Source organism: Nocardioides sp. cx-169, from assembly GCF_021083605.1.
Lineage (GTDB): Bacteria > Actinomycetota > Actinomycetes > Propionibacteriales > Nocardioidaceae > Nocardioides.
The window spans coordinates 97118-114741 of the sequence record NZ_JAJNRO010000016.1; the positions used below are offsets into that span (position 1 = coordinate 97118).

Below are 17624 nucleotides of genomic sequence, written 5' to 3' on the forward strand. Positions count from 1 at the left end.
CGATATGCCTACCGCTGAGAAGGCCGCGCGCACAGACGCCGGACTTGCCTCCGAGCTCCGGCTGTCGGTCATGCGTCTGCGCCGGCGGCTGGCCACCGAACGCCACCCCGACAACGAGCTGAGCATGAACACGATGTCCGTGCTCGGCGCGCTCCACCGGCACGGCGACCTGACGGTCGGCGAGCTGGCCCGCATCGAGATGGTGCAGCCCCCGAGCATGACCCGCACCGTCAACTTCCTGGTCGACGGCGGCTTCGCGAGCCGGCACCCCCACGAGACCGACGGCCGCCAGGTGCTCGTGGCCCTGACCGAGCGCGGTCGCGAGACCCTCCTGGCCGACCGGGCCCGCCGCGACGAGTGGCTGGCGACCCGGCTGCGCACTCTGACCCCCGACGAACGCGCCGTGCTCCGCAGTGCGGCCCCCATCCTCGAAAGGCTGGCATCTGGTTGAGCCCCACCTTCCGCTCGCTGCGCAACCCCAACTACCGGCTGTACGCCGTCGGCAACCTGGTGTCCAACGTCGGCACCTGGATGCAGCGCGTCGCCCAGGACTGGCTGGTCCTGCTGCTGACCGCCAACAGCGCGGCCGCGATCGGCATCACCACCGGTCTGCAGTTCCTGCCCTTCCTCCTGCTCTCGCCGGTGGCTGGCCTGGTCGCCGACCGGATCCCCAAGCGCCGGCTGCTCCAGATGACCAACATCGGCATGGCCGCCCCCGCGCTCGTGCTCGGTGTGCTCGCCATCACCGGCACGGTCCAGATCTGGCACGTCTACGTGCTGGCACTGGTGCTCGGAGTGGCCTCGGCCTTCGACGCCCCGGCGCGCCAGTCGTTCGTCTCCGAGATCGTCGACGCCGACGACCTCACCAACGCGGTGGGCCTCAACTCCGCCGGCTTCAACTCCGCGCGCCTGCTCGGCCCGGCGCTTGCCGGCGTCTCGATCGCCCTGCTCGGCTCCGGCGTCGTCGCCACCGGCTGGGTCATCCTCCTCAACGCGTTCACCTACATCGGCCCGATCGTCGCCCTCGCCCGCCTCGACGGCAGCACGCTCCATGTCGCTGACCTCGTACGCCGCCAGCCCGGTCAGATCCGCGCCGGGGTGTCGTACGTGCGCCAGCGCCCGGACCTGATGCTGATCCTCGGCATCGTGTTCTTCGCCGGCACCTTCGGCCTCAACTTCCAGATGACCTCGGCGCTCATGGCCACGCAGGTCTTCGACAAGGGCTCCGCGGAGTTCGGGATGCTCGGGACGTTCCTCGCGGTCGGGTCGCTGACCGGCTCGCTGCTGGCCGCCAGTCGGGAGCGGGTCCGACACCGCCTGGTGGTGGGCGCCGCGGTGGTGTTCGGCCTCGTCGAGATCGTGGCCGGGCTCGCGCCGTCGTACCTCACCTTCGCGCTCCTGTGCCCGGTCCTCGGCTTTCTCGCCCTGACCATGGTCACCAGCGCCAACGCCTTCATGCAGCTCAACACCGACGCGGGAATGCGCGGGCGGGTGATGGCGCTGTACATGATGATCTTCATCGGGGGGACGCCGCTGGGTGCGCCCGTGCTCGGGTGGGTCGGAGAGGTGTTCGGGGCCCGATGGACGCTCATCGGCGGTGGCGCCATGACCGTGGCCGGTGTCCTGTTCGCGAGCGCCGTCTACCTGCGGGCCAAGGCCCACCGCGAGGGACGCCCGGCCCGCGACCTGGTCCACGCCTGAGACCCGGACGGCCCCGCCCCGACGGCGTTTTGACCGCGTTCGGGGCGCCCGGTAATCTCGGTACTTGTGTCTGGCACGACCAGACCGTTGCGCGTGCCCAAATCCGGGCGCACTCACCACAGGCACAGAGAACCACTGCAATACGCGTGCCCGGCAAGGCGCCGAGCACTGAGAGCTACATGAAAGGGAACCACCAGGTGCCCACGATCAACCAGCTGGTCCGCAAGGGCCGACAGGACAAGGTGTCCAAGAGCAAGACGCCTGCCCTGAAGGGTTCGCCCCAGCGCCGCGGTGTCTGCACCCGCGTCTACACGACCACGCCCAAGAAGCCGAACTCCGCCCTTCGCAAGGTCGCCCGCGTGCGCCTGTCGAGCGGCGTCGAGGTCACCGCCTACATCCCGGGCGTCGGTCACAACCTCCAGGAGCACTCCATCGTGCTCGTGCGCGGCGGCCGGGTGAAGGACCTCCCCGGTGTGCGCTACAAGATCATCCGCGGCACCCTCGACACCCAGGGTGTCAAGAACCGCAAGCAGGCCCGCAGCCGCTACGGCGCGAAGAAGGAGAAGAGCTAATGCCCCGCAAGGGTCCGGCCCCGAAGCGGCCGATCGACATCGACCCGGTCTACGGCTCGCAGCTGGTGTCCCAGCTCGTCTCCAAGGTCCTGCAGGACGGCAAGAAGCAGGTCGCGCAGCGCATCGTCTACGGCGCGCTCGAGGGCTGCCGCGAGAAGAACGGCACCGACCCGGTCGTGACGCTGAAGCGCGCGATGGACAACGTCAAGCCGTCCATCGAGGTCAAGTCCCGACGCGTCGGTGGGGCCACCTACCAGGTCCCGATCGAGGTCAAGGGCACGCGCGGCACCACGCTCGCGCTGCGCTGGCTCGTCGGCTACGCCGCCGACCGTCGCGAGAAGACGATGTCCGAGCGGCTCATGAACGAGATCCTCGACGCCTCCAACGGCCTCGGTGCCGCGGTGAAGAAGCGCGAGGACACCCACAAGATGGCCGAGTCCAACAAGGCCTTCGCCCACTACCGCTGGTGACCTGTGCGTGAGGGGTACGCCGTACCCCTCACGCCACCAGCACCCCAACAACTTCCGAGGGACTGAGACTTTCAGTGGCTGTCGACATCACGACCGACCTCAACAAGGTCCGCAACATCGGCATCATGGCGCACATCGACGCCGGCAAGACCACCACCACCGAGCGCATCCTCTTCTACACCGGCATCACCTACAAGATCGGTGAGGTCCACGAGGGCGCGGCCACGATGGACTGGATGGAGCAGGAGCAGGAGCGCGGCATCACGATCACGTCCGCCGCGACGACCTGCTGGTGGAAGGACCACCAGATCAACATCATCGACACCCCCGGGCACGTCGACTTCACCGCCGAGGTGGAGCGCTCGCTGCGCGTCCTCGACGGCGCGGTCGCGGTGTTCGACGGCGTCGCCGGCGTGGAGCCCCAGACGATGACCGTCTGGCGCCAGGCCAACAAGTACTCCGTGCCCCGCATGTGCTTCGTCAACAAGCTGGACCGCACGGGCGCCGACTTCTTCCGCTGCGTCGACATGATGGTGGAGCGCCTCAACAGCACCCCGCTGGTCCTCCAGCTCCCGATCGGTGCCGAGGGCGACTTCCTCGGTGTCATCGACCTGGTCGGCATGCGCGCGCTCACGTGGCGCGGCGAGACCAAGATGGGCGAGGACTACGACGTCGAGGGGATCCCGGCCGAGCTGGCCGAGCAGGCCGCCGAGTACCGCGAGAAGCTGCTCGAGACCCTGTCGGACGCCGACGACGCGATCATGGAGAAGTTCCTCGACGAGGGCGACTTCACCGTCGAGGAGCTCGAGGCGGCGATCCGCCGCGCGACCCTGGCCGACAAGGTCAACCCGGTCCTGTGCGGCACCGCGTTCAAGAACAAGGGCGTCCAGCCCCTGCTCGACGCGGTCGTCAAGTACCTGCCCTCGCCGCTCGACATCGACGCGATCATCGGTCACTCCGTCAAGGACGAGACCGTCGAGATCAAGCGCCTGCCCTCCGACGACGAGCCGTTCTCGGGCCTGGCCTACAAGATCGCGACCGACCCGCACCTCGGCAAGCTGATCTACGTGCGCGTCTACTCCGGCAAGCTCGCGGCCGGCGCGACCGTGGTCAACTCGGTCAACGGCCGCAAGGAGCGGATCGGCAAGGTCTACCAGATGCACGCCAACAAGCGTGAGGAGATCGCGTCGGTCGGCGCCGGCCAGATCGTGGCGGTCATGGGCCTCAAGGACACCAAGACCGGTCACACGCTGAGCGACCCGCAGCACCCGGTCATCCTCGAGTCGATGACGTTCCCGGCCCCGGTGATCGAGGTCGCGATCGAGCCCAAGACCAAGAGCGACCAGGAGAAGCTCGGAACCGCCATCCAGCGGCTCTCCGACGAGGACCCGACGTTCACGGTCAAGGCCGACGAAGAGACCGGCCAGACGATCATCGCCGGCATGGGCGAGCTCCACCTGGAGATCCTCGTCGACCGCATGAAGCGCGAGTTCCGGGTCGAGGCGACCGTCGGCAAGCCGCAGGTGGCCTACCGGGAGACCCTCCGCAAGGAGGTCACCAAGCACAGCTACACGCACAAGAAGCAGACCGGTGGCTCCGGCCAGTTCGCCAAGGTCGTCGTCTCGCTCGGCCCCAACATCGACCCCGAGACGGGCACCGGTGCGGGCTACGAGTTCGTCAACAACGTCTCCGGTGGCCGCGTGCCGAAGGAGTACATCCCCTCGGTGGACCAGGGTGGCCAGGAGGCCCTCGAGTTCGGCGTCCTCGCCGGCTACCCGATGGTCGACGTCAAGTTCACGCTCGAGGACGGCGCGTACCACGACGTCGACTCCTCCGAGCTGGCGTTCAAGATCGCGGGCAACCAGGCCTTCAAGGAGGCCGCCCGCATGGCCAAGCCGGTCCTGCTGGAGCCGATGTTCGCCGTGGAGGTGACGACCCCCGAGTCGTTCCTCGGCACCGTCATCGGCGACATCAACAGCCGTCGCGGCCAGATCCGAGCGCAGGAGGAGCGGCACGGCGACATCGTCGTCAACGCCCTCGTGCCGCTCTCCGAGATGTTCGGGTACGTTGGCGACCTGAGGTCCAAGACCTCCGGCCAGGCTTCGTACTCGATGGAGTTCGACTCGTACGCCGAGGTTCCCACGAACATCGCCGACGAGATCATCAAGAAGGTGCGTGGGGAGTAACCCCCGCACGGGCCACACGCACCACGCACCACCACGTCAAGTACGAGTCAAGTAACAACCACACCAGGAGGAGCCCACAGTGGCTAAGGCGAAGTTCGAGCGGACCAAGCCGCACGTCAACATCGGAACCATCGGTCACATCGACCACGGGAAGACGACGCTGACCGCAGCAATCACCAAGGTGCTGCACGACAAGCACCCGGACCTCAACGCTGCTTCGGCGTTCGAGGACATCGACAAGGCTCCCGAGGAGCGTCAGCGCGGCATCACGATCTCGATCGCGCACGTCGAGTACCAGACCGAGGCGCGCCACTACGCGCACGTCGACTGCCCGGGTCACGCCGACTACATCAAGAACATGATCACCGGTGCGGCTCAGATGGACGGCGCGATCCTCGTGGTTGCCGCCACCGACGGCCCCATGCCGCAGACGCGTGAGCACGTGCTGCTCGCCCGCCAGGTCGGCGTTCCGGCCCTGGTCGTGGCGCTCAACAAGTGCGACATGGTCGACGACGAGGAGCTCATCGAGCTCGTCGAGATGGAGGTGCGCGAGCTCCTCTCCGAGTACGAGTTCCCGGGCGACGACGTCCCCGTGGTCCGCGTCGCTGCCTTCCCGGCCCTCCAGGGTGACGAGAAGTGGGGCGAGTCGATCATGGAGCTCATGAACGCGGTCGACGAGTACATCCCGACCCCCGAGCGTGAGACCGACAAGCCGTTCCTCATGCCCGTCGAGGACGTCTTCACGATCACCGGTCGCGGCACGGTCATCACCGGCCGCATCGAGCGGGGCATCATCAAGGTGAACGAGGAGGTCGAGATCATCGGCATCCGCGAGAAGTCGCAGAAGTCGACGGTCACCGGCGTCGAGATGTTCCGCAAGCTGCTCGACGAGGGCGAGGCCGGCGAGAACGTCGGTCTGCTGCTTCGTGGCACCAAGCGCGAGGACATCGAGCGCGGCATGGTCGTCATCAAGCCGGGCACGTCGACCCCGCACACCAACTTCGAGGCCTCGGTCTACATCCTCTCGAAGGAGGAGGGCGGTCGTCACACGCCGTTCTTCAACAACTACCGTCCGCAGTTCTACTTCCGCACCACGGACGTGACGGGCGTCGTGACCCTTCCCGAGGGCGTTGAGATGGTCATGCCGGGTGACAACACCGAGATGTCGGTCGAGCTCATCCAGCCCATCGCCATGGACGACGGTCTGAAGTTCGCGATCCGTGAGGGTGGCCGCACCGTCGGTGCCGGCCGCGTCACCAAGATCACGAAGTAAGTCCGTGATCGCCGCCGGTCGCTGACCGGCTTGATCCACCGCTGACCCGTCAGAGACTTTCTGACGGGTCAGCGTCATTTGCGGTGGGTGAGTTCGTGACGGGTCACCTCGGGCAGGACCGAGGGTAGGGAGCAGCGAGAATGGTGGGCATGAGCGAGCAGGTGACGGCGCGACCGCACATGAAGCTGACCGAGGACGGTCGGCGGCTGCGTCAGGTGCTGAGCTACTCGCGTCGGGGGAGTCGGTTCACCCCGAGCCAGCAGGAGGCGTGGGACGCGCACCACCGCGACTGGGTCATCCCGGACGAGGCGGTGGACGAGCCCGGGTTCAGCTGGGCCGAGGTGTTCGGGCGTGAGGCGCCGCTGGTGATCGAGATCGGCCCCGGCGTGGGCGAGGCGACCGGCGTGCTGGCGGCGGCGCGGCCGGACTGCAACGTGGTCGCGTTCGAGGTCTGGCTGCCGGGCGTCGCTGCCGGTCTCGCGGAGGTCGCGGCGGCGGGTGCCGAGAACGTGCGGTTCTGCTCCGTGGACGCCGCGTGGTCGCTCGAGCACCTGGTGGCGCCGTCCTCGGTGCGCGAGCTGTGGACGTTCTTCCCCGACCCGTGGCCCAAGACCAAGCATCACAAGCGCCGGCTCGTGACGCCGGAGTTCGCCCGGCTGGTCGCCTCGCGCCTAGAGCCGGGCGGTGTCTGGCGCCTCGCGACCGACTGGGCGGCGTACGCCGTGCAGATGCGCCAGGTCCTCGACACCGAGCCGGGTCTCGAGGGTGGGCAGGTGCCGCGCTGGGCGGAGCGACCCGTGACCAAGTTCGAGCGCAAGGGCGTGGCCGTCGGGCGCGACATCGTGGACCTCGCCTACCGGCGCGTCCGGTAGCCCGAGGTGGGTCAGCGGCGCGACGTGAGCCGGTGGCGCAACTGCGCCTCGCGACGCAGCCGGGCCTGGTCCCGCTCCCGTCGCGAGGCCACCACGGCGGCCATGAAGTCCTCGGGCGGCGTGCCCGCGGGCGGTCCGGGGGCCACGTAGCGACGTACCTCGGTCGCGAGCTGCGTCGCCACTGCGGTGCGCGACTGCGGGTCGAAGGTGTGGTAGCGGCCGAGGAACTGGCGCACCGCCAGGGCCAAGCCCGTCGGGAGCGTGGTGATGTCCGCCGTCCGCGCCCAGGGGGCGAGGTGGTGGGGCATCTGTGAGGGCACGGTGAGCCGGAGCGGCACCCGGTCGCGGACGACGTAGGTGCCGGCGGCGAAGTCGCCCAGCCGCTTGCCGCGCGAGCTGACGAGCGCTGAGAAGAACGCCGGCGCCCCGCCGAAGGCGTAGATCTCGACGAAGCCGACCAGGGCGCGGGTGAACGCGTGCTGGAAGGAGATCGGACCGCCGTCGTCCCGCACGGTACGCAGTCCCATCGCGAGCTTGCCGAGCGAGCGCCCGCGGGTCAGCGTCTCGAGCGTCGTGGGGATGACCAGGAACCCTGTGATCAGGGAGCCGACCAGCGCTACGTGGGTGAGCGCGGCGTCGGTGTTGACCGACGCGAGCAGGAACAGCATGAAGACGGCCACCAGCGACAGCACCGTCACGAGCACGTCGATCAGCCCTGAGCCGATGCGCGCGGCCAGGCTGGCGGGCGGCAGGTCGAGTGCGACCGCCTCGCCGGTGACGAGGTCGTCGGTGGTGAGGGTGGCGAACTCCGGGGTCATCGCGGTCAGTGTAGGTGCGAGTCTGGTCCGGCTCGTCCAGCCACGTGCCGCCTGTCCACACCTAGAGTGTGGGCGTGGACCTGGATGCGTACGTGCTCGCGCACGCCCACGAGTGGCAGCGGCTGGACCAGCTGGTCCGCACCCGCCGGCTCACCGGGGCGGAGAGCGACGAGCTCGTGGAGCGCTACCAACAGGTGGCCACACACCTGTCCGTCGTACGGACCTCGGCGCCGGACGCCTCCCTCGTCGGTCACCTGTCCTCACTGCTCTCGCACGCGCGCAACAAGGCGGTCGGCACCCGCGTCGGCTCCTGGCGTGGCGTGCGGACCTTCTTCCTCGAGCGGTTCCCCGCAGCGCTGTACCGGTTGCGCTGGTGGTGGTTGGGGTGCGTGGCGGTGAACGTCATCGTCGTCGCGGTGATGATGTGGTGGTTGCTGGACCATCCCCAGGTGGAGCAGTCCCTGATCCCGCCCTCGGAGGTCGACCAGCTCGTCAACGAGGACTTCGAGGGCTACTACAGCGAGTACGCCGCCAGCCACTTCGCCGCGCAGGTGTGGATCAACAACGCCTGGGTGGCGGCGCAGTGCGTCGCGCTCGGCATCCTGGGCTTCCCGGTCGTGATCCTGCTCTTCAACAACCTGCTCAACGTCGCGATGCTCGGCTCGATCATGACCCGTCACGACCGCGGCGAGCTGTTCTGGGGCCTGATCCTCCCGCACGGCCTGCTGGAGCTGACCGCGGTCTTCGTGGCCGGCGGCGTTGGCCTGCGGCTCTTCTGGTCGTGGGTCGAGCCCGGTGGCCTCACCCGGACCCAGTCGATCGCCCGCGAGGGACGCACGGCCGCCACCGTCTCGCTCGGCCTGGTGGCCGTGCTCGCCGTCAGCGGCGTGATCGAGGCCTTCGTGACGCCCTCCGGCCTCCCCACCGCGGCCCGGATCGGGATCGGCATCCTCGCCGAGCTGGTCTTCTTCGCCTACGTGTTCGTGCTCGGCCGCAACGCGGCGCGCCGCGGCTTCACCGGCGACGTCGACGCCGCGCTGCTCGAGGACCGGGTGGCCACGCAGCTCTAGCGATGCCGCGCGGAGTGACGGGACCCAGCTACCGGGGATTTCCCTGACGTTCTGGGCCAGAACTCCGGCCCAGAACGTCAGGGTTATCAGCAGACGCTGAAAAACCTGCCCCTACAGCAACCCCCGCGCCTTCAACTGCAGATAGTGGTCGGCGAGGGCGGGCGGGAGACGCTCGGCGTCGGAGTCGACGACGTCGATGCCGAGGGCGTGCAGCAGGTCGGCGGTACGGCGGCGTCGGGCCAGGACCTGCTCGGCGGCGGCGGCGTCGTACACATCGTCGATCGTGGCGCGGGCGGCGGCGAGGCGGTCCAGGGCGGGGTCGCGGACAGAGGCGAGCACGACCCGGTGATGGCGGGTGAGCGCGGGCAGGACGGTGAGCAGCCCTTCCTCGATCGCGGACGGCTCGAGCGGGGTGAGCAGCACGACCAGGGCCCGCTGTCGGCCCATGCCCTGGACGGCGCCCACGAGGGCGTCCCAGTCGGCCTCCGCGATGACCGGCTCCAGGTCCGCCAAAGCCTCCTGCAGGCGGGCGGCGACGTCCAGGGAGCCGGCGGAGCGCAACCGGGAGCGGACCCGTCGGTCACCCGCGATGAAGTCGATCCGGTCGCCGGCGCGGGCGGCGAGGGCGGCGAGCAGCAGCGCGGCGTCCATGGCGGAGTCGAGCCTGGGCACGTCCTCGACCCGGCCCGCGGACGTGCGCGAGGTGTCGAGGACGAGCACGACGCGCCGGTCTCGCTCGGGCTGCCAGGTGCGGACCACCACGTTGCGGTTGCGGGCCGAGGCCCGCCAGTCGATCGAGCGCACGTCGTCGCCGCGGACGTACTCGCGCAGCGAGTCGAACTCGGTGCCTTGCCCCCGCACGCGTACGGCCGACCGGCCGTCGAGGTCGCGGAGCCGGACCAGCCGTGAGGGCAGGTGCTTGCGGGACTCGAAGGGCGGGAGGCTGCGGACGGTCCCGTCGACCCGCACGGTCCGCTGGCGGTAGGCGAGGCCGAGAGGCCCCCGCGTGCGGACGGTGACGCCCACCGCGCGGAGGTCACCGCGCCGGCGCGGCCGCAGGGGAGTGCGCAGCAGCGCACGGTGGCCGGGGTCGAGACGCACGCGGTGGCGGTTGTCGGTCGCGCCCGCGCTCGGCTGCCACGCGTCGCGCACGAGCGCGCGGACGCGGCGGCGCGAGGCGTTGGAGGCGACGAGCGTGGTCTCGGTGGGGTGGCCCATCCGCACCGCCCCGACCGGCCGGCGCTCCCACGACAGCACGCTCGTCCGCGGCGCCGCCAGCCAGTCGGCCGCAGCGAGCAAGGCGACCACCAGCAGCCACAGGAACACGGTACCGACGGTCGGCCGGAGCACCACTGGGACGAGTCCCAGCAGGAGGAGCAGCGGCACCCGCCCCGAGATCGCCATCAGCAGGTCACCATCGGCGTGTCCGGCTCACCGGGGGACCGGCACCGAGCCGAGCGCCGAGGCCAGCACCTGGGCGACGTCGACCCCCTCGAGCTCGGCCTCCGGACGCAGGCCCAGGCGGTGGACCAGGGTGGCGTGGGCGAGCGACTTGACGTCGTCCGGAGTCACGAAGTCGCGGCCGACCAGCCAGGCCCACGCGCGAGACGCGCGCAGCAGCGCGGTCGCGCCGCGTGGGCTGACGCCCAGGCTGAGCGACGGCGACTCCCGCGTCGCCCGTGCGATGTCGACGATGTAGCCGGCCACCTCGGGGGAGACCTGCACCTTCGTGACGGCGGCCTGGCCGGCGGCGATGTCGCCCGCGCCGGCAACCGCGGTGACCCCGGCGCCGGAGACGTCGCGCGGGTCGAAGCCCGAGGCGTGCCGGCGCAGGATCTCCAGCTCCTGCTCCCGCTGGGGGATCGGCAGCACGACCTTGAGCAGGAACCGGTCCAGCTGGGCCTCCGGCAGGGGGTAGGTGCCTTCGTACTCCACGGGGTTCTGCGTCGCGGCCACCAGAAACGGCCGAGGCAGTGCGCGCGAGACGCCGTCCACCGACACCTGGCCCTCCTCCATCGCCTCGAGCAGCGCCGACTGCGTCTTGGGCGGCGTCCGGTTGATCTCGTCGGCGAGCAGCAGGTTGGTGAACACCGGCCCTTCACGGAAGCTCAGCTGGCCTTGGTGGCTGTCGATCACCATGGACCCGGTGATGTCGCCGGGCATCAGGTCGGGGGTGAACTGCACCCGTCGGGTCTCGACGGACAGCGCGGCGGCGAGCGTGCGCACCAGCAGGGTCTTCGCGGTCCCGGGCACGCCCTCCATGAGCACGTGACCGCCGCACAGCAGGGCGACGAGGAGGCCGGACACCGCGGCGTCCTGGCCGACGACGGCCTTCGCCACCTCGGTGCGTACGGCGGACAACCGCTCGCGTGCCCGGTCGTCGTCGACGCGCGGGACCGCGTCCTCGCTGGTCGTCTCGGTCATGTGCGGCGTACCTCTCTGTCGAGCTCGGCCAGGTGGGAGGCCAGAGCGATCAGGGCTGCGTCGGTGGCGGGGGCAGCGGCGTGTGGACCGATCAGGGCGTCGACCTCGGCCTCGGCGCGGCCGATGTGGCGGGCGACGTCGCGCACCAGCGCCTGGGGGTCGCGCGACGCGCCCCGGCCCAGGCGTTGGGCGGCGCGGTCGCGCGCGGCCCGGCGCAGGGCCTGGGCGGCGTGCTCCCGGTCGCCGGCACGGCGGTAGAGGCGACCGCGGCTGAGGGTGGTCTCGATCGCCTTGACCACCACCGGCATCGGCTCGGTGGCGAGCGGGCCGAGGCGGCGGCCGCGCCACAGGACCAGCCCGAGGACGGTGAGCGCGAGCAGCCAGATCGCCGGGCGGATCCAGTCGGGGAGCAGGGTGCCGAGGCTCACCTCGTCCTCTCCCACCAGGTCCTCCACCTGAGGCACGTACCAGACCAGCCGCCGGTCCTGGCCGAGCAGCCGCAGCACCACCGCCGCGTTGTCGGCGCGCAGCACCTGGTCGTTGGCGAGCGCGTCGCCGGCGCCGAAGAGGCGCACGTCGTCGTGCTCGACCAGCAGGGCCCCGCCGTGCCCGTCGCCGAAACAGCCGCTGCCGGGATACGAGAGGCCGCTGTCCACCTCGATCGTGAGCCCTTCGAACAGCGGGTCGTCGCAGTCGGCCTCGCGGCCGCTGCCCAGCGGGTCGGAGGACCCGCCAGCGCCCAGCCCCAGCGCGTCGGTCACCGCCACGCCAGGGTCGACGAGGACCAGCCGGGCGCCGCGGGCGTGGGCGAGGAGCCGGTCGAGGGTGCTGCCGCCGAGGCTCTGCGTCGAGGTGACGACGACGGTCGTGCCGGGGCCGGCCTCCGTGCGCTTGAGCTCGGCGGCGCCCCGGACGACGCTCAGGTCGACCCCCTGGTCCTCCAACACCCGCGCCACGGCGCGCGCCCCCTCGGCGTCCGGGTTGGCCGGGTCGAGGCGTGCGTGCGTGCGCTCCTCGCCGCTGGTCCACAGGACCACGGCCACGGCCACCACCAGCGCCGCCGCGACCAGCAGCGCGCCACGGTGGCGCCGAAGGCGGCCGGCTCGACCGCTCCTGCCCTGCGCGGGCGGTGCCTGCGTCGCGCTCATCGCACGCCCGCCAGCTCGTCGTCCAGCGCGAGGACGCCGGCGGCCTGCTCCTCGGTGGCCGGCCGGTCGCCGTACCGGACGGCGTCGAAGAGCCGGGCGCCCAGGTCGACCCGGTCGCGCTGGTGGGGGTACTCCACGACCAGGGCCAGCGCGACCTCGTGGGCGGTGGCCCCGGGAGCGTCATCGAGGCGGCCCCGCTCCACCTGGCGCAGGGCCAGGGCGCGGAACCCGTCGACGAGCGCGTCCTCGTAGCGCCCCTCGGCCATCGCGGTCACGGCGCGAGCGCGCAGCACGGCCGCGGTGACGTCCTCGCCGGTGAGGACCGGCTGCTCCTCGTCGTCGCCCCGGGCGGTACGCCGGGCGCGCGAGAGCAGCAGCGCCAGCCCGCCGAGGAGCAGCACCGCGACCAGCATCACCGCCAGGGTCTGCAACGGCGGTGCGTCGCTCGCGCTGCTGACCCCGCCGTCGATGCGGCGGGTCAGCCAGTCGACGAGGCGCTGGAGCAGGTTCTCCTCGTGGTACTCCGGTGCGAGCAGCTCTCGGCGCAGGCGGGAGCGCGCCTCGTCGGGGGTCGGGTCCAGCGGCGGATCCGCCAGGAGACCGACGAGCGCGGCCGGCTGAGAGTGGAGGCTCACGACTCGAGGACCCCGGCACGAGACATCAGCTCGACGTCGTAGCCCTCCTTGCGCATGCGCAGGTCGACGTACTGCAGCGAGGCGACGGCGGCGGTGAACGGCGCGACGAATGCGGCGGAGAGGACCGTCGAGAGCGCCTGCCCGAGCACCAGGCCGAGCGCGGCGTACTCCGGCCACACCAGCCCGGCGCCCTGGCCGAGCAGTCCGACCGGGACCGAGAGCACGGAGCCCGCGATCGAGGCGATGACCAGGGTCAGCAGCGCGATGCCGAGGGTGCGCCAGAAGTGACCGCTCGTCAGGTGGTAGCCCCGCCCGATCGCGCCCAGGACGCCGACGTCCTCGAGCATCAGGGACGGCGCCGGCAGGTAGTAGAGGCGAACCCAGAGCCACAGTGCGCCGGCGGCGAACGCGACGGTGCCGAAGAGGGCCCACAGCACGATCACGACGACGCTGTCGCTCATGAGGACGACGGCGAACCACAGCGTCACGTACGCGCCGGTGTAGAGCAGCATGCCGAGGTTGACCAGGACGGTCAGCCCGACGAGCCGCCAGCGCTTGCCCAGCGTGGCGGCCCACGCCTCTCCCAGGCTGAGGCGCCGCCCCTCGGCGGCGGCGCGCACCACCAGCGAGACCAGCCCGTTGACCATGCCCAGCGCCACGACGAGGAGGACCAGGCCCCCTAGCATCGAGCCGAAGGCACCGAGGGCCCCGAGCACCTCCTCGGTGCCGGTGACGTCCTGCGACTCGTCGATGACGACGCCGGTGGTGAACGTCAGCAGGGTCGTCACGAGGACCGGCAGTGCCATGGTGAGGGCGGTGACCAGCACCGCGGCTCCCACGGTCGCCTGGGGGTTGAAGCGGATGATCCGGAACGCGGCGTCGTACATGTCCCCGAGGGCGAGCGGGCGCAGGGGGATCGCGCCGGGCTTGTGTGCGGCACCGAGCATCCCGCGAGGCGCCGCCCAGGCGTGCGGCGGGGCGTAGGCCGGTGGCGGAGGCGGAGGCGGAGGCGGAGGCGGAGGCGGAGGCGGTGGCGGTGGCGCCCAGCCAGGCGGGGGAGGGGTCGCCGGCTCCCCGGCCGGTGCTCCCGGTGGCGGAAAGTGTTCGTAGCCCGACATCGCACCCCCTTCGTCCGGCACATCCTGTCAGGTGGTCGTCGGGCCCCCGGACGATCCGCGACATCAGGGTCGCGGGGAGGCCGGGCCCGCCCCGCGAGGAGGGGCGCTCGCCGGTGGCCGATCCGATTTGGCGCACCGGCACAGATCTGCCAAGATAGTCCGGTTGCTCCGGCGGGTCGCCGGGGTGCGGCACATCTTGACTACTGAATCGCGTCTCCCAGCTCCTCGCGGAGCGATGTTTCGGTAGCAGGCCTGTGCCAGCACCGCACCTGGAGACCCGATCAGCCCGACAAACCGTCGGGCACCACAACACCGTAGATCGATCCTGGTCTCGTGTTGCGAGGAAATCTCGCGACACGCCCGACCGCGGGGGTCGGCCGGGGGAGTGGTGAGCACAGGGCGGAGCGGATTCGACCTGAAGACGTTCCGGACAGCGACGTGGACCAGTAGAAGGTAGAGAGAGACCTATGGCGGGACAGAAGATCCGCATCAGGCTCAAGGCCTATGACCACGAGGTGATCGACACCTCGGCGCGCAAGATCGTGGACACCGTCACCCGTACGGGTGCCAAGGTCGCCGGCCCGGTGCCGCTGCCGACCGAGAAGAACGTCTACTGCGTGATTCGCTCGCCGCACAAGTACAAGGACTCCCGCGAGCACTTCGAGATGCGCACGCACAAGCGACTCATCGACATCATCGACCCGACCCCGAAGACCGTCGACTCCCTCATGCGACTCGACCTGCCGGCCGGTGTCGACATCGAGATCAAGCTCTGAGGTCCAAGCCATGACTGTTGAGAAGAACGTGAAGGGGCTGCTGGGCACCAAGCTCGGCATGACCCAGCTCTGGGACGAGAACAACCGCATCGTCCCCGTCACCGTGATCGCCGCGTCGACCAACGTGATCACCCAGGTCCGCCACCCCGAGATCGACGGCTACAACGCCATCCAGGTCGGGTTCGGCGAGATCGAGGGTCGCAAGGTCAACAAGCCGCAGGCCGGTCACTTCGCCAAGGCCGGCACCACGCCGCGCCGCCACGTGGTCGAGATCCGCACCTCCGACGCCGCGTCCTACACCGTCGGCCAGGAGCTCCCGGTCGAGACCTTCGCCGCGGGCGAGGTCATCGACGTGACCGGCACCAGCAAGGGCAAGGGCTTCGCCGGTGTCATGAAGCGCCACGGCTTCCACGGCGTGGGCGCGTCCCACGGTGCCCACCGCAACCACCGCAAGCCCGGTTCGATCGGCGCCTGCGCCACGCCGGGCCGCGTGTTCAAGGGCGTCCGCATGGCCGGCCGGATGGGTAGCGACACCGTCACCACCCAGAACGTCACCGTGCACGCCGTCGACGCCGAGAAGGGCCTGATCCTCGTGAAGGGCGCCGTTCCCGGTCCCAAGGGCGGGGTCATCGTGCTGCGCTCGGCTGCGAAGAAGAGCCAGGAGGCCTGATCCAATGGCGACCGAAAGCACGACCAAGAAGGCTGCCGCCAAGAAGGCGCCCGCCAAGAAGGCTGCCTCGAGCAAGAAGGCCGACTCGAGCGCTCCCAAGACCGTCAAGGTCGACCTCCCCGCCGAGATCTTCGACGCCAAGGTCAACATCCCGTTGATCCACCAGGTCGTCGTGGCCCAGCAGGCCGCGGCCCGCCAGGGCACGCACTCGACCAAGCGTCGGGGCGAGGTCCGCGGTGGCGGACGCAAGCCGTACAAGCAGAAGGGCACCGGCCGCGCCCGTCAGGGCTCGACCCGCGCCCCGCAGTTCGCCGGCGGTGGCGTCGTCCACGGGCCCAAGCCGCGCGACTACGACCAGCGGACCCCCAAGAAGATGAAGGCCGCCGCACTGCGCGGGGCCCTCTCGGACCGGGCGCACAACGAGCGCATCCACGTCGTGGAGTCGCTCGTGTCCGGAGACGCGCCGTCGACCCGCGCGGCGATCGCCGCCCTGGCGTCGCTGACCTCGCGGACCCGCGTGCTCGTGGTGCTCGAGCGCACCGACACGCTCACCTGGCTCTCGCTGCGCAACGCGCCGCAGGTGCACCTGGTGGCCGTCGACCAGCTCAACACCTACGACGTGCTGGCCTCCGACGACGTGGTCTTCACCAAGGGCGCCTACGACGCCCTCGTGGGCGCCGCCTCGGCGACCGAGACGGACCAGAACGCCGAGGAGGGCGACAAGTGAGCACGCTGCACAAGGACCACCGCGACGTCCTGATCGCGCCCGTGGTGTCGGAGAAGAGCTACAGCCTCCTCGACGCCAACAAGTACACGTTCCTGGTCCGCCCGGACTCCAACAAGACCGAGATCAAGATCGCGGTCGAGAAGATCTTCGGAGTCAAGGTCACGTCGGTCAACACGATCAACCGTGCCGGCAAGACGCGACGTACCCGCAACGGTCTGGGCAAGCGCAAGGACACCAAGCGCGCCATCGTCAGCCTCGCCGAGGGCCACCGCATCGACATCTTCGGGGGTCCGGTCTCCTGACCGGGTCTCTGACTAGGAACTGATATGGCTATCCGCAAGTACAAGCCGACCACGCCGGGCCGTCGCGGCTCGTCCGTCGCCGACTTCGCCGAGGTCACCCGGACCACGCCGGAGAAGTCGCTGACCCGTCCGCTGCCCAAGAAGGGCGGCCGCAACAACCAGGGCCGGATCACCACCCGGCACCAGGGTGGCGGTCACAAGCGGGCCTACCGGATCATCGACTTCCGTCGCTACGACAAGGACGGCGTGCCGGCCAAGGTCGCTCACATCGAGTACGACCCCAACCGCACCGCCCGCATCGCGCTGCTGCACTACGCCGACGGCGAGAAGCGCTACATCATCGCGCCGAAGGACCTGACGCAGGGCACCCGCGTGGAGTCCGGCGTGGGCGCCGACATCAAGCCCGGCAACAACCTGCCGCTGCGCAACATCCCGGTCGGTACGACGATCCACTGCGTGGAGCTGCGTCCCGGCGGCGGCGCGAAGATCGCCCGCTCCGCCGGCAACAGCGCTCAGCTGGTCGCCCGCGAGGGCAGCCGCGCCACGCTCCGCATGCCCTCGGGCGAGATGCGGTTCGTCGACGTGCGCTGCCGCGCGACGGTCGGTGAGGTGGGCAACGCCGAGCAGTCCAACATCAACTGGGGCAAGGCCGGCCGCATGCGCTGGAAGGGCAAGCGCCCGACCGTCCGAGGTGTCGTCATGAACCCGGTCGACCACCCCCACGGTGGTGGCGAGGGCAAGACGTCGGGTGGTCGTCACCCGGTGTCCCCCTGGGGCAAGCCCGAGGGCCGTACGCGCAAGCGCAAGGCCAGCGACTCCCAGATCATTCGTCGCCGCAAGTCCGGCAAGGGTAGGAAGTAAC

The 17624-nt window shown here is 70.4% G+C and carries 19 protein-coding genes; 13 read left to right on the plus strand and 6 right to left on the minus strand.

The features are described from left to right. The first annotated feature begins 4 nt into the window (after nucleotides 1-4). The 7 genes from LRP67_RS19000 (at nucleotide 5) to trmB (ending at nucleotide 7074) form a co-directional block, all read left to right on the plus strand. The gene (locus tag LRP67_RS19000; protein WP_231271720.1) at nucleotides 5-451 is read left to right on the plus strand and encodes a MarR family winged helix-turn-helix transcriptional regulator; all 447 of its coding nucleotides are present in this window, start codon (nucleotides 5-7) and stop codon (nucleotides 449-451) included. Further along, nucleotides 448-1701, plus strand: coding sequence for an MFS transporter (locus tag LRP67_RS19005; protein ID WP_231271721.1), 1254 nt, complete (start codon nucleotides 448-450; stop codon nucleotides 1699-1701). Before LRP67_RS19000 ends, LRP67_RS19005 begins: the two co-directional genes overlap by 4 nt. Nucleotides 1702-1898: 197 nt before the next feature. Then, nucleotides 1899-2273: a 30S ribosomal protein S12 gene (gene rpsL / locus LRP67_RS19010; protein ID WP_028644777.1), complete on the plus strand. Its 375-nt coding sequence runs from the start codon at nucleotides 1899-1901 to the stop codon at nucleotides 2271-2273. After that, nucleotides 2273-2743: a 30S ribosomal protein S7 gene (rpsG, locus tag LRP67_RS19015; RefSeq protein ID WP_134738135.1), complete on the plus strand. Its 471-nt coding sequence runs from the start codon at nucleotides 2273-2275 to the stop codon at nucleotides 2741-2743. Before rpsL ends, rpsG begins: the two co-directional genes overlap by 1 nt. A gap of 74 nt (nucleotides 2744-2817) precedes the next feature. Further along, a complete protein-coding gene (gene fusA, locus LRP67_RS19020; RefSeq protein WP_308189789.1) occupies nucleotides 2818-4929 on the plus strand; it encodes an elongation factor G in 2112 nt (703 codons plus the stop codon). A 79-nt stretch (nucleotides 4930-5008) separates the two neighbouring features. Beyond that, entirely contained in the window at nucleotides 5009-6202 is a 1194-nt protein-coding gene (tuf, locus tag LRP67_RS19025; RefSeq protein WP_231271722.1) for an elongation factor Tu, read from the plus strand. Nucleotides 6203-6351: 149 nt separating this feature from the next. Further along, complete coding sequence (trmB, locus tag LRP67_RS19030; protein ID WP_231271723.1) at nucleotides 6352-7074, plus strand: tRNA (guanosine(46)-N7)-methyltransferase TrmB; 723 nt, start codon at nucleotides 6352-6354, stop codon at nucleotides 7072-7074. 11 nt (nucleotides 7075-7085) lie between these two features. Here the strand turns inward: trmB and LRP67_RS19035 are convergent, their stop codons facing one another. Continuing rightward, the gene (locus tag LRP67_RS19035; protein WP_231271724.1) at nucleotides 7086-7892 is read right to left on the minus strand and encodes an RDD family protein; all 807 of its coding nucleotides are present in this window, start codon (nucleotides 7890-7892) and stop codon (nucleotides 7086-7088) included. Between the two features lie 74 nt (nucleotides 7893-7966). On the opposite strand from LRP67_RS19035, the gene LRP67_RS19040 reads away from it, so the two are divergent. Continuing rightward, nucleotides 7967-8962 (plus strand): stage II sporulation protein M, encoded by a 996-nt coding sequence (locus tag LRP67_RS19040; RefSeq protein WP_231271725.1) that lies wholly within the window; start codon nucleotides 7967-7969, stop codon nucleotides 8960-8962. 111 nt (nucleotides 8963-9073) lie between these two features. Here the strand turns inward: LRP67_RS19040 and LRP67_RS19045 are convergent, their stop codons facing one another. From LRP67_RS19045 to LRP67_RS19065, 5 genes are read right to left on the minus strand one after another with little or no spacing between them, the layout of a single operon-like run. Next, complete coding sequence (locus LRP67_RS19045) at nucleotides 9074-10366, minus strand: DUF58 domain-containing protein (protein WP_231271726.1); 1293 nt, start codon at nucleotides 10364-10366, stop codon at nucleotides 9074-9076. A gap of 27 nt (nucleotides 10367-10393) precedes the next feature. Next, a complete protein-coding gene (locus tag LRP67_RS19050; RefSeq protein WP_231271727.1) occupies nucleotides 10394-11386 on the minus strand; it encodes a MoxR family ATPase in 993 nt (330 codons plus the stop codon). Next, nucleotides 11383-12534, minus strand: a complete 1152-nt coding sequence (locus tag LRP67_RS19055; RefSeq protein WP_231271728.1) for a DUF4350 domain-containing protein — start codon at nucleotides 12532-12534, stop codon at nucleotides 11383-11385. The genes LRP67_RS19050 and LRP67_RS19055 overlap by 4 nt, the downstream gene beginning before the upstream one ends. Further along, nucleotides 12531-13169, minus strand: coding sequence for a DUF4129 domain-containing protein (locus LRP67_RS21965; protein ID WP_231271729.1), 639 nt, complete (start codon nucleotides 13167-13169; stop codon nucleotides 12531-12533). The genes LRP67_RS19055 and LRP67_RS21965 overlap by 4 nt, the downstream gene beginning before the upstream one ends. After that, entirely contained in the window at nucleotides 13166-14116 is a 951-nt protein-coding gene (locus tag LRP67_RS19065; RefSeq protein WP_231271730.1) for a hypothetical protein, read from the minus strand. The genes LRP67_RS21965 and LRP67_RS19065 overlap by 4 nt, the downstream gene beginning before the upstream one ends. Nucleotides 14117-14754: 638 nt before the next feature. Between LRP67_RS19065 and rpsJ the strand changes: the two genes are divergently transcribed. From rpsJ to rplB, 5 genes are read left to right on the plus strand one after another with little or no spacing between them, the layout of a single operon-like run. After that, nucleotides 14755-15063 carry a 30S ribosomal protein S10 gene (gene rpsJ / locus LRP67_RS19070; RefSeq protein WP_008360994.1) on the plus strand — a complete coding sequence of 103 codons (309 nt, stop codon included), beginning with the start codon at nucleotides 14755-14757 and terminating at the stop codon, nucleotides 15061-15063. 10 nt (nucleotides 15064-15073) lie between these two features. After that, nucleotides 15074-15733 carry a 50S ribosomal protein L3 gene (rplC, locus tag LRP67_RS19075; protein WP_231271731.1) on the plus strand — a complete coding sequence of 220 codons (660 nt, stop codon included), beginning with the start codon at nucleotides 15074-15076 and terminating at the stop codon, nucleotides 15731-15733. Nucleotides 15734-15737: 4 nt separating this feature from the next. Continuing rightward, a complete protein-coding gene (rplD, locus tag LRP67_RS19080) occupies nucleotides 15738-16460 on the plus strand; it encodes a 50S ribosomal protein L4 (protein ID WP_231243373.1) in 723 nt (240 codons plus the stop codon). Then, nucleotides 16457-16762 (plus strand): 50S ribosomal protein L23, encoded by a 306-nt coding sequence (rplW, locus tag LRP67_RS19085; protein ID WP_231243374.1) that lies wholly within the window; start codon nucleotides 16457-16459, stop codon nucleotides 16760-16762. The genes rplD and rplW overlap by 4 nt, the downstream gene beginning before the upstream one ends. Before the next feature lie 24 nt (nucleotides 16763-16786). After that, nucleotides 16787-17623 carry a 50S ribosomal protein L2 gene (gene rplB / locus LRP67_RS19090; protein ID WP_231271732.1) on the plus strand — a complete coding sequence of 279 codons (837 nt, stop codon included), beginning with the start codon at nucleotides 16787-16789 and terminating at the stop codon, nucleotides 17621-17623. Nucleotide 17624: the final 1 nt, after the last annotated feature.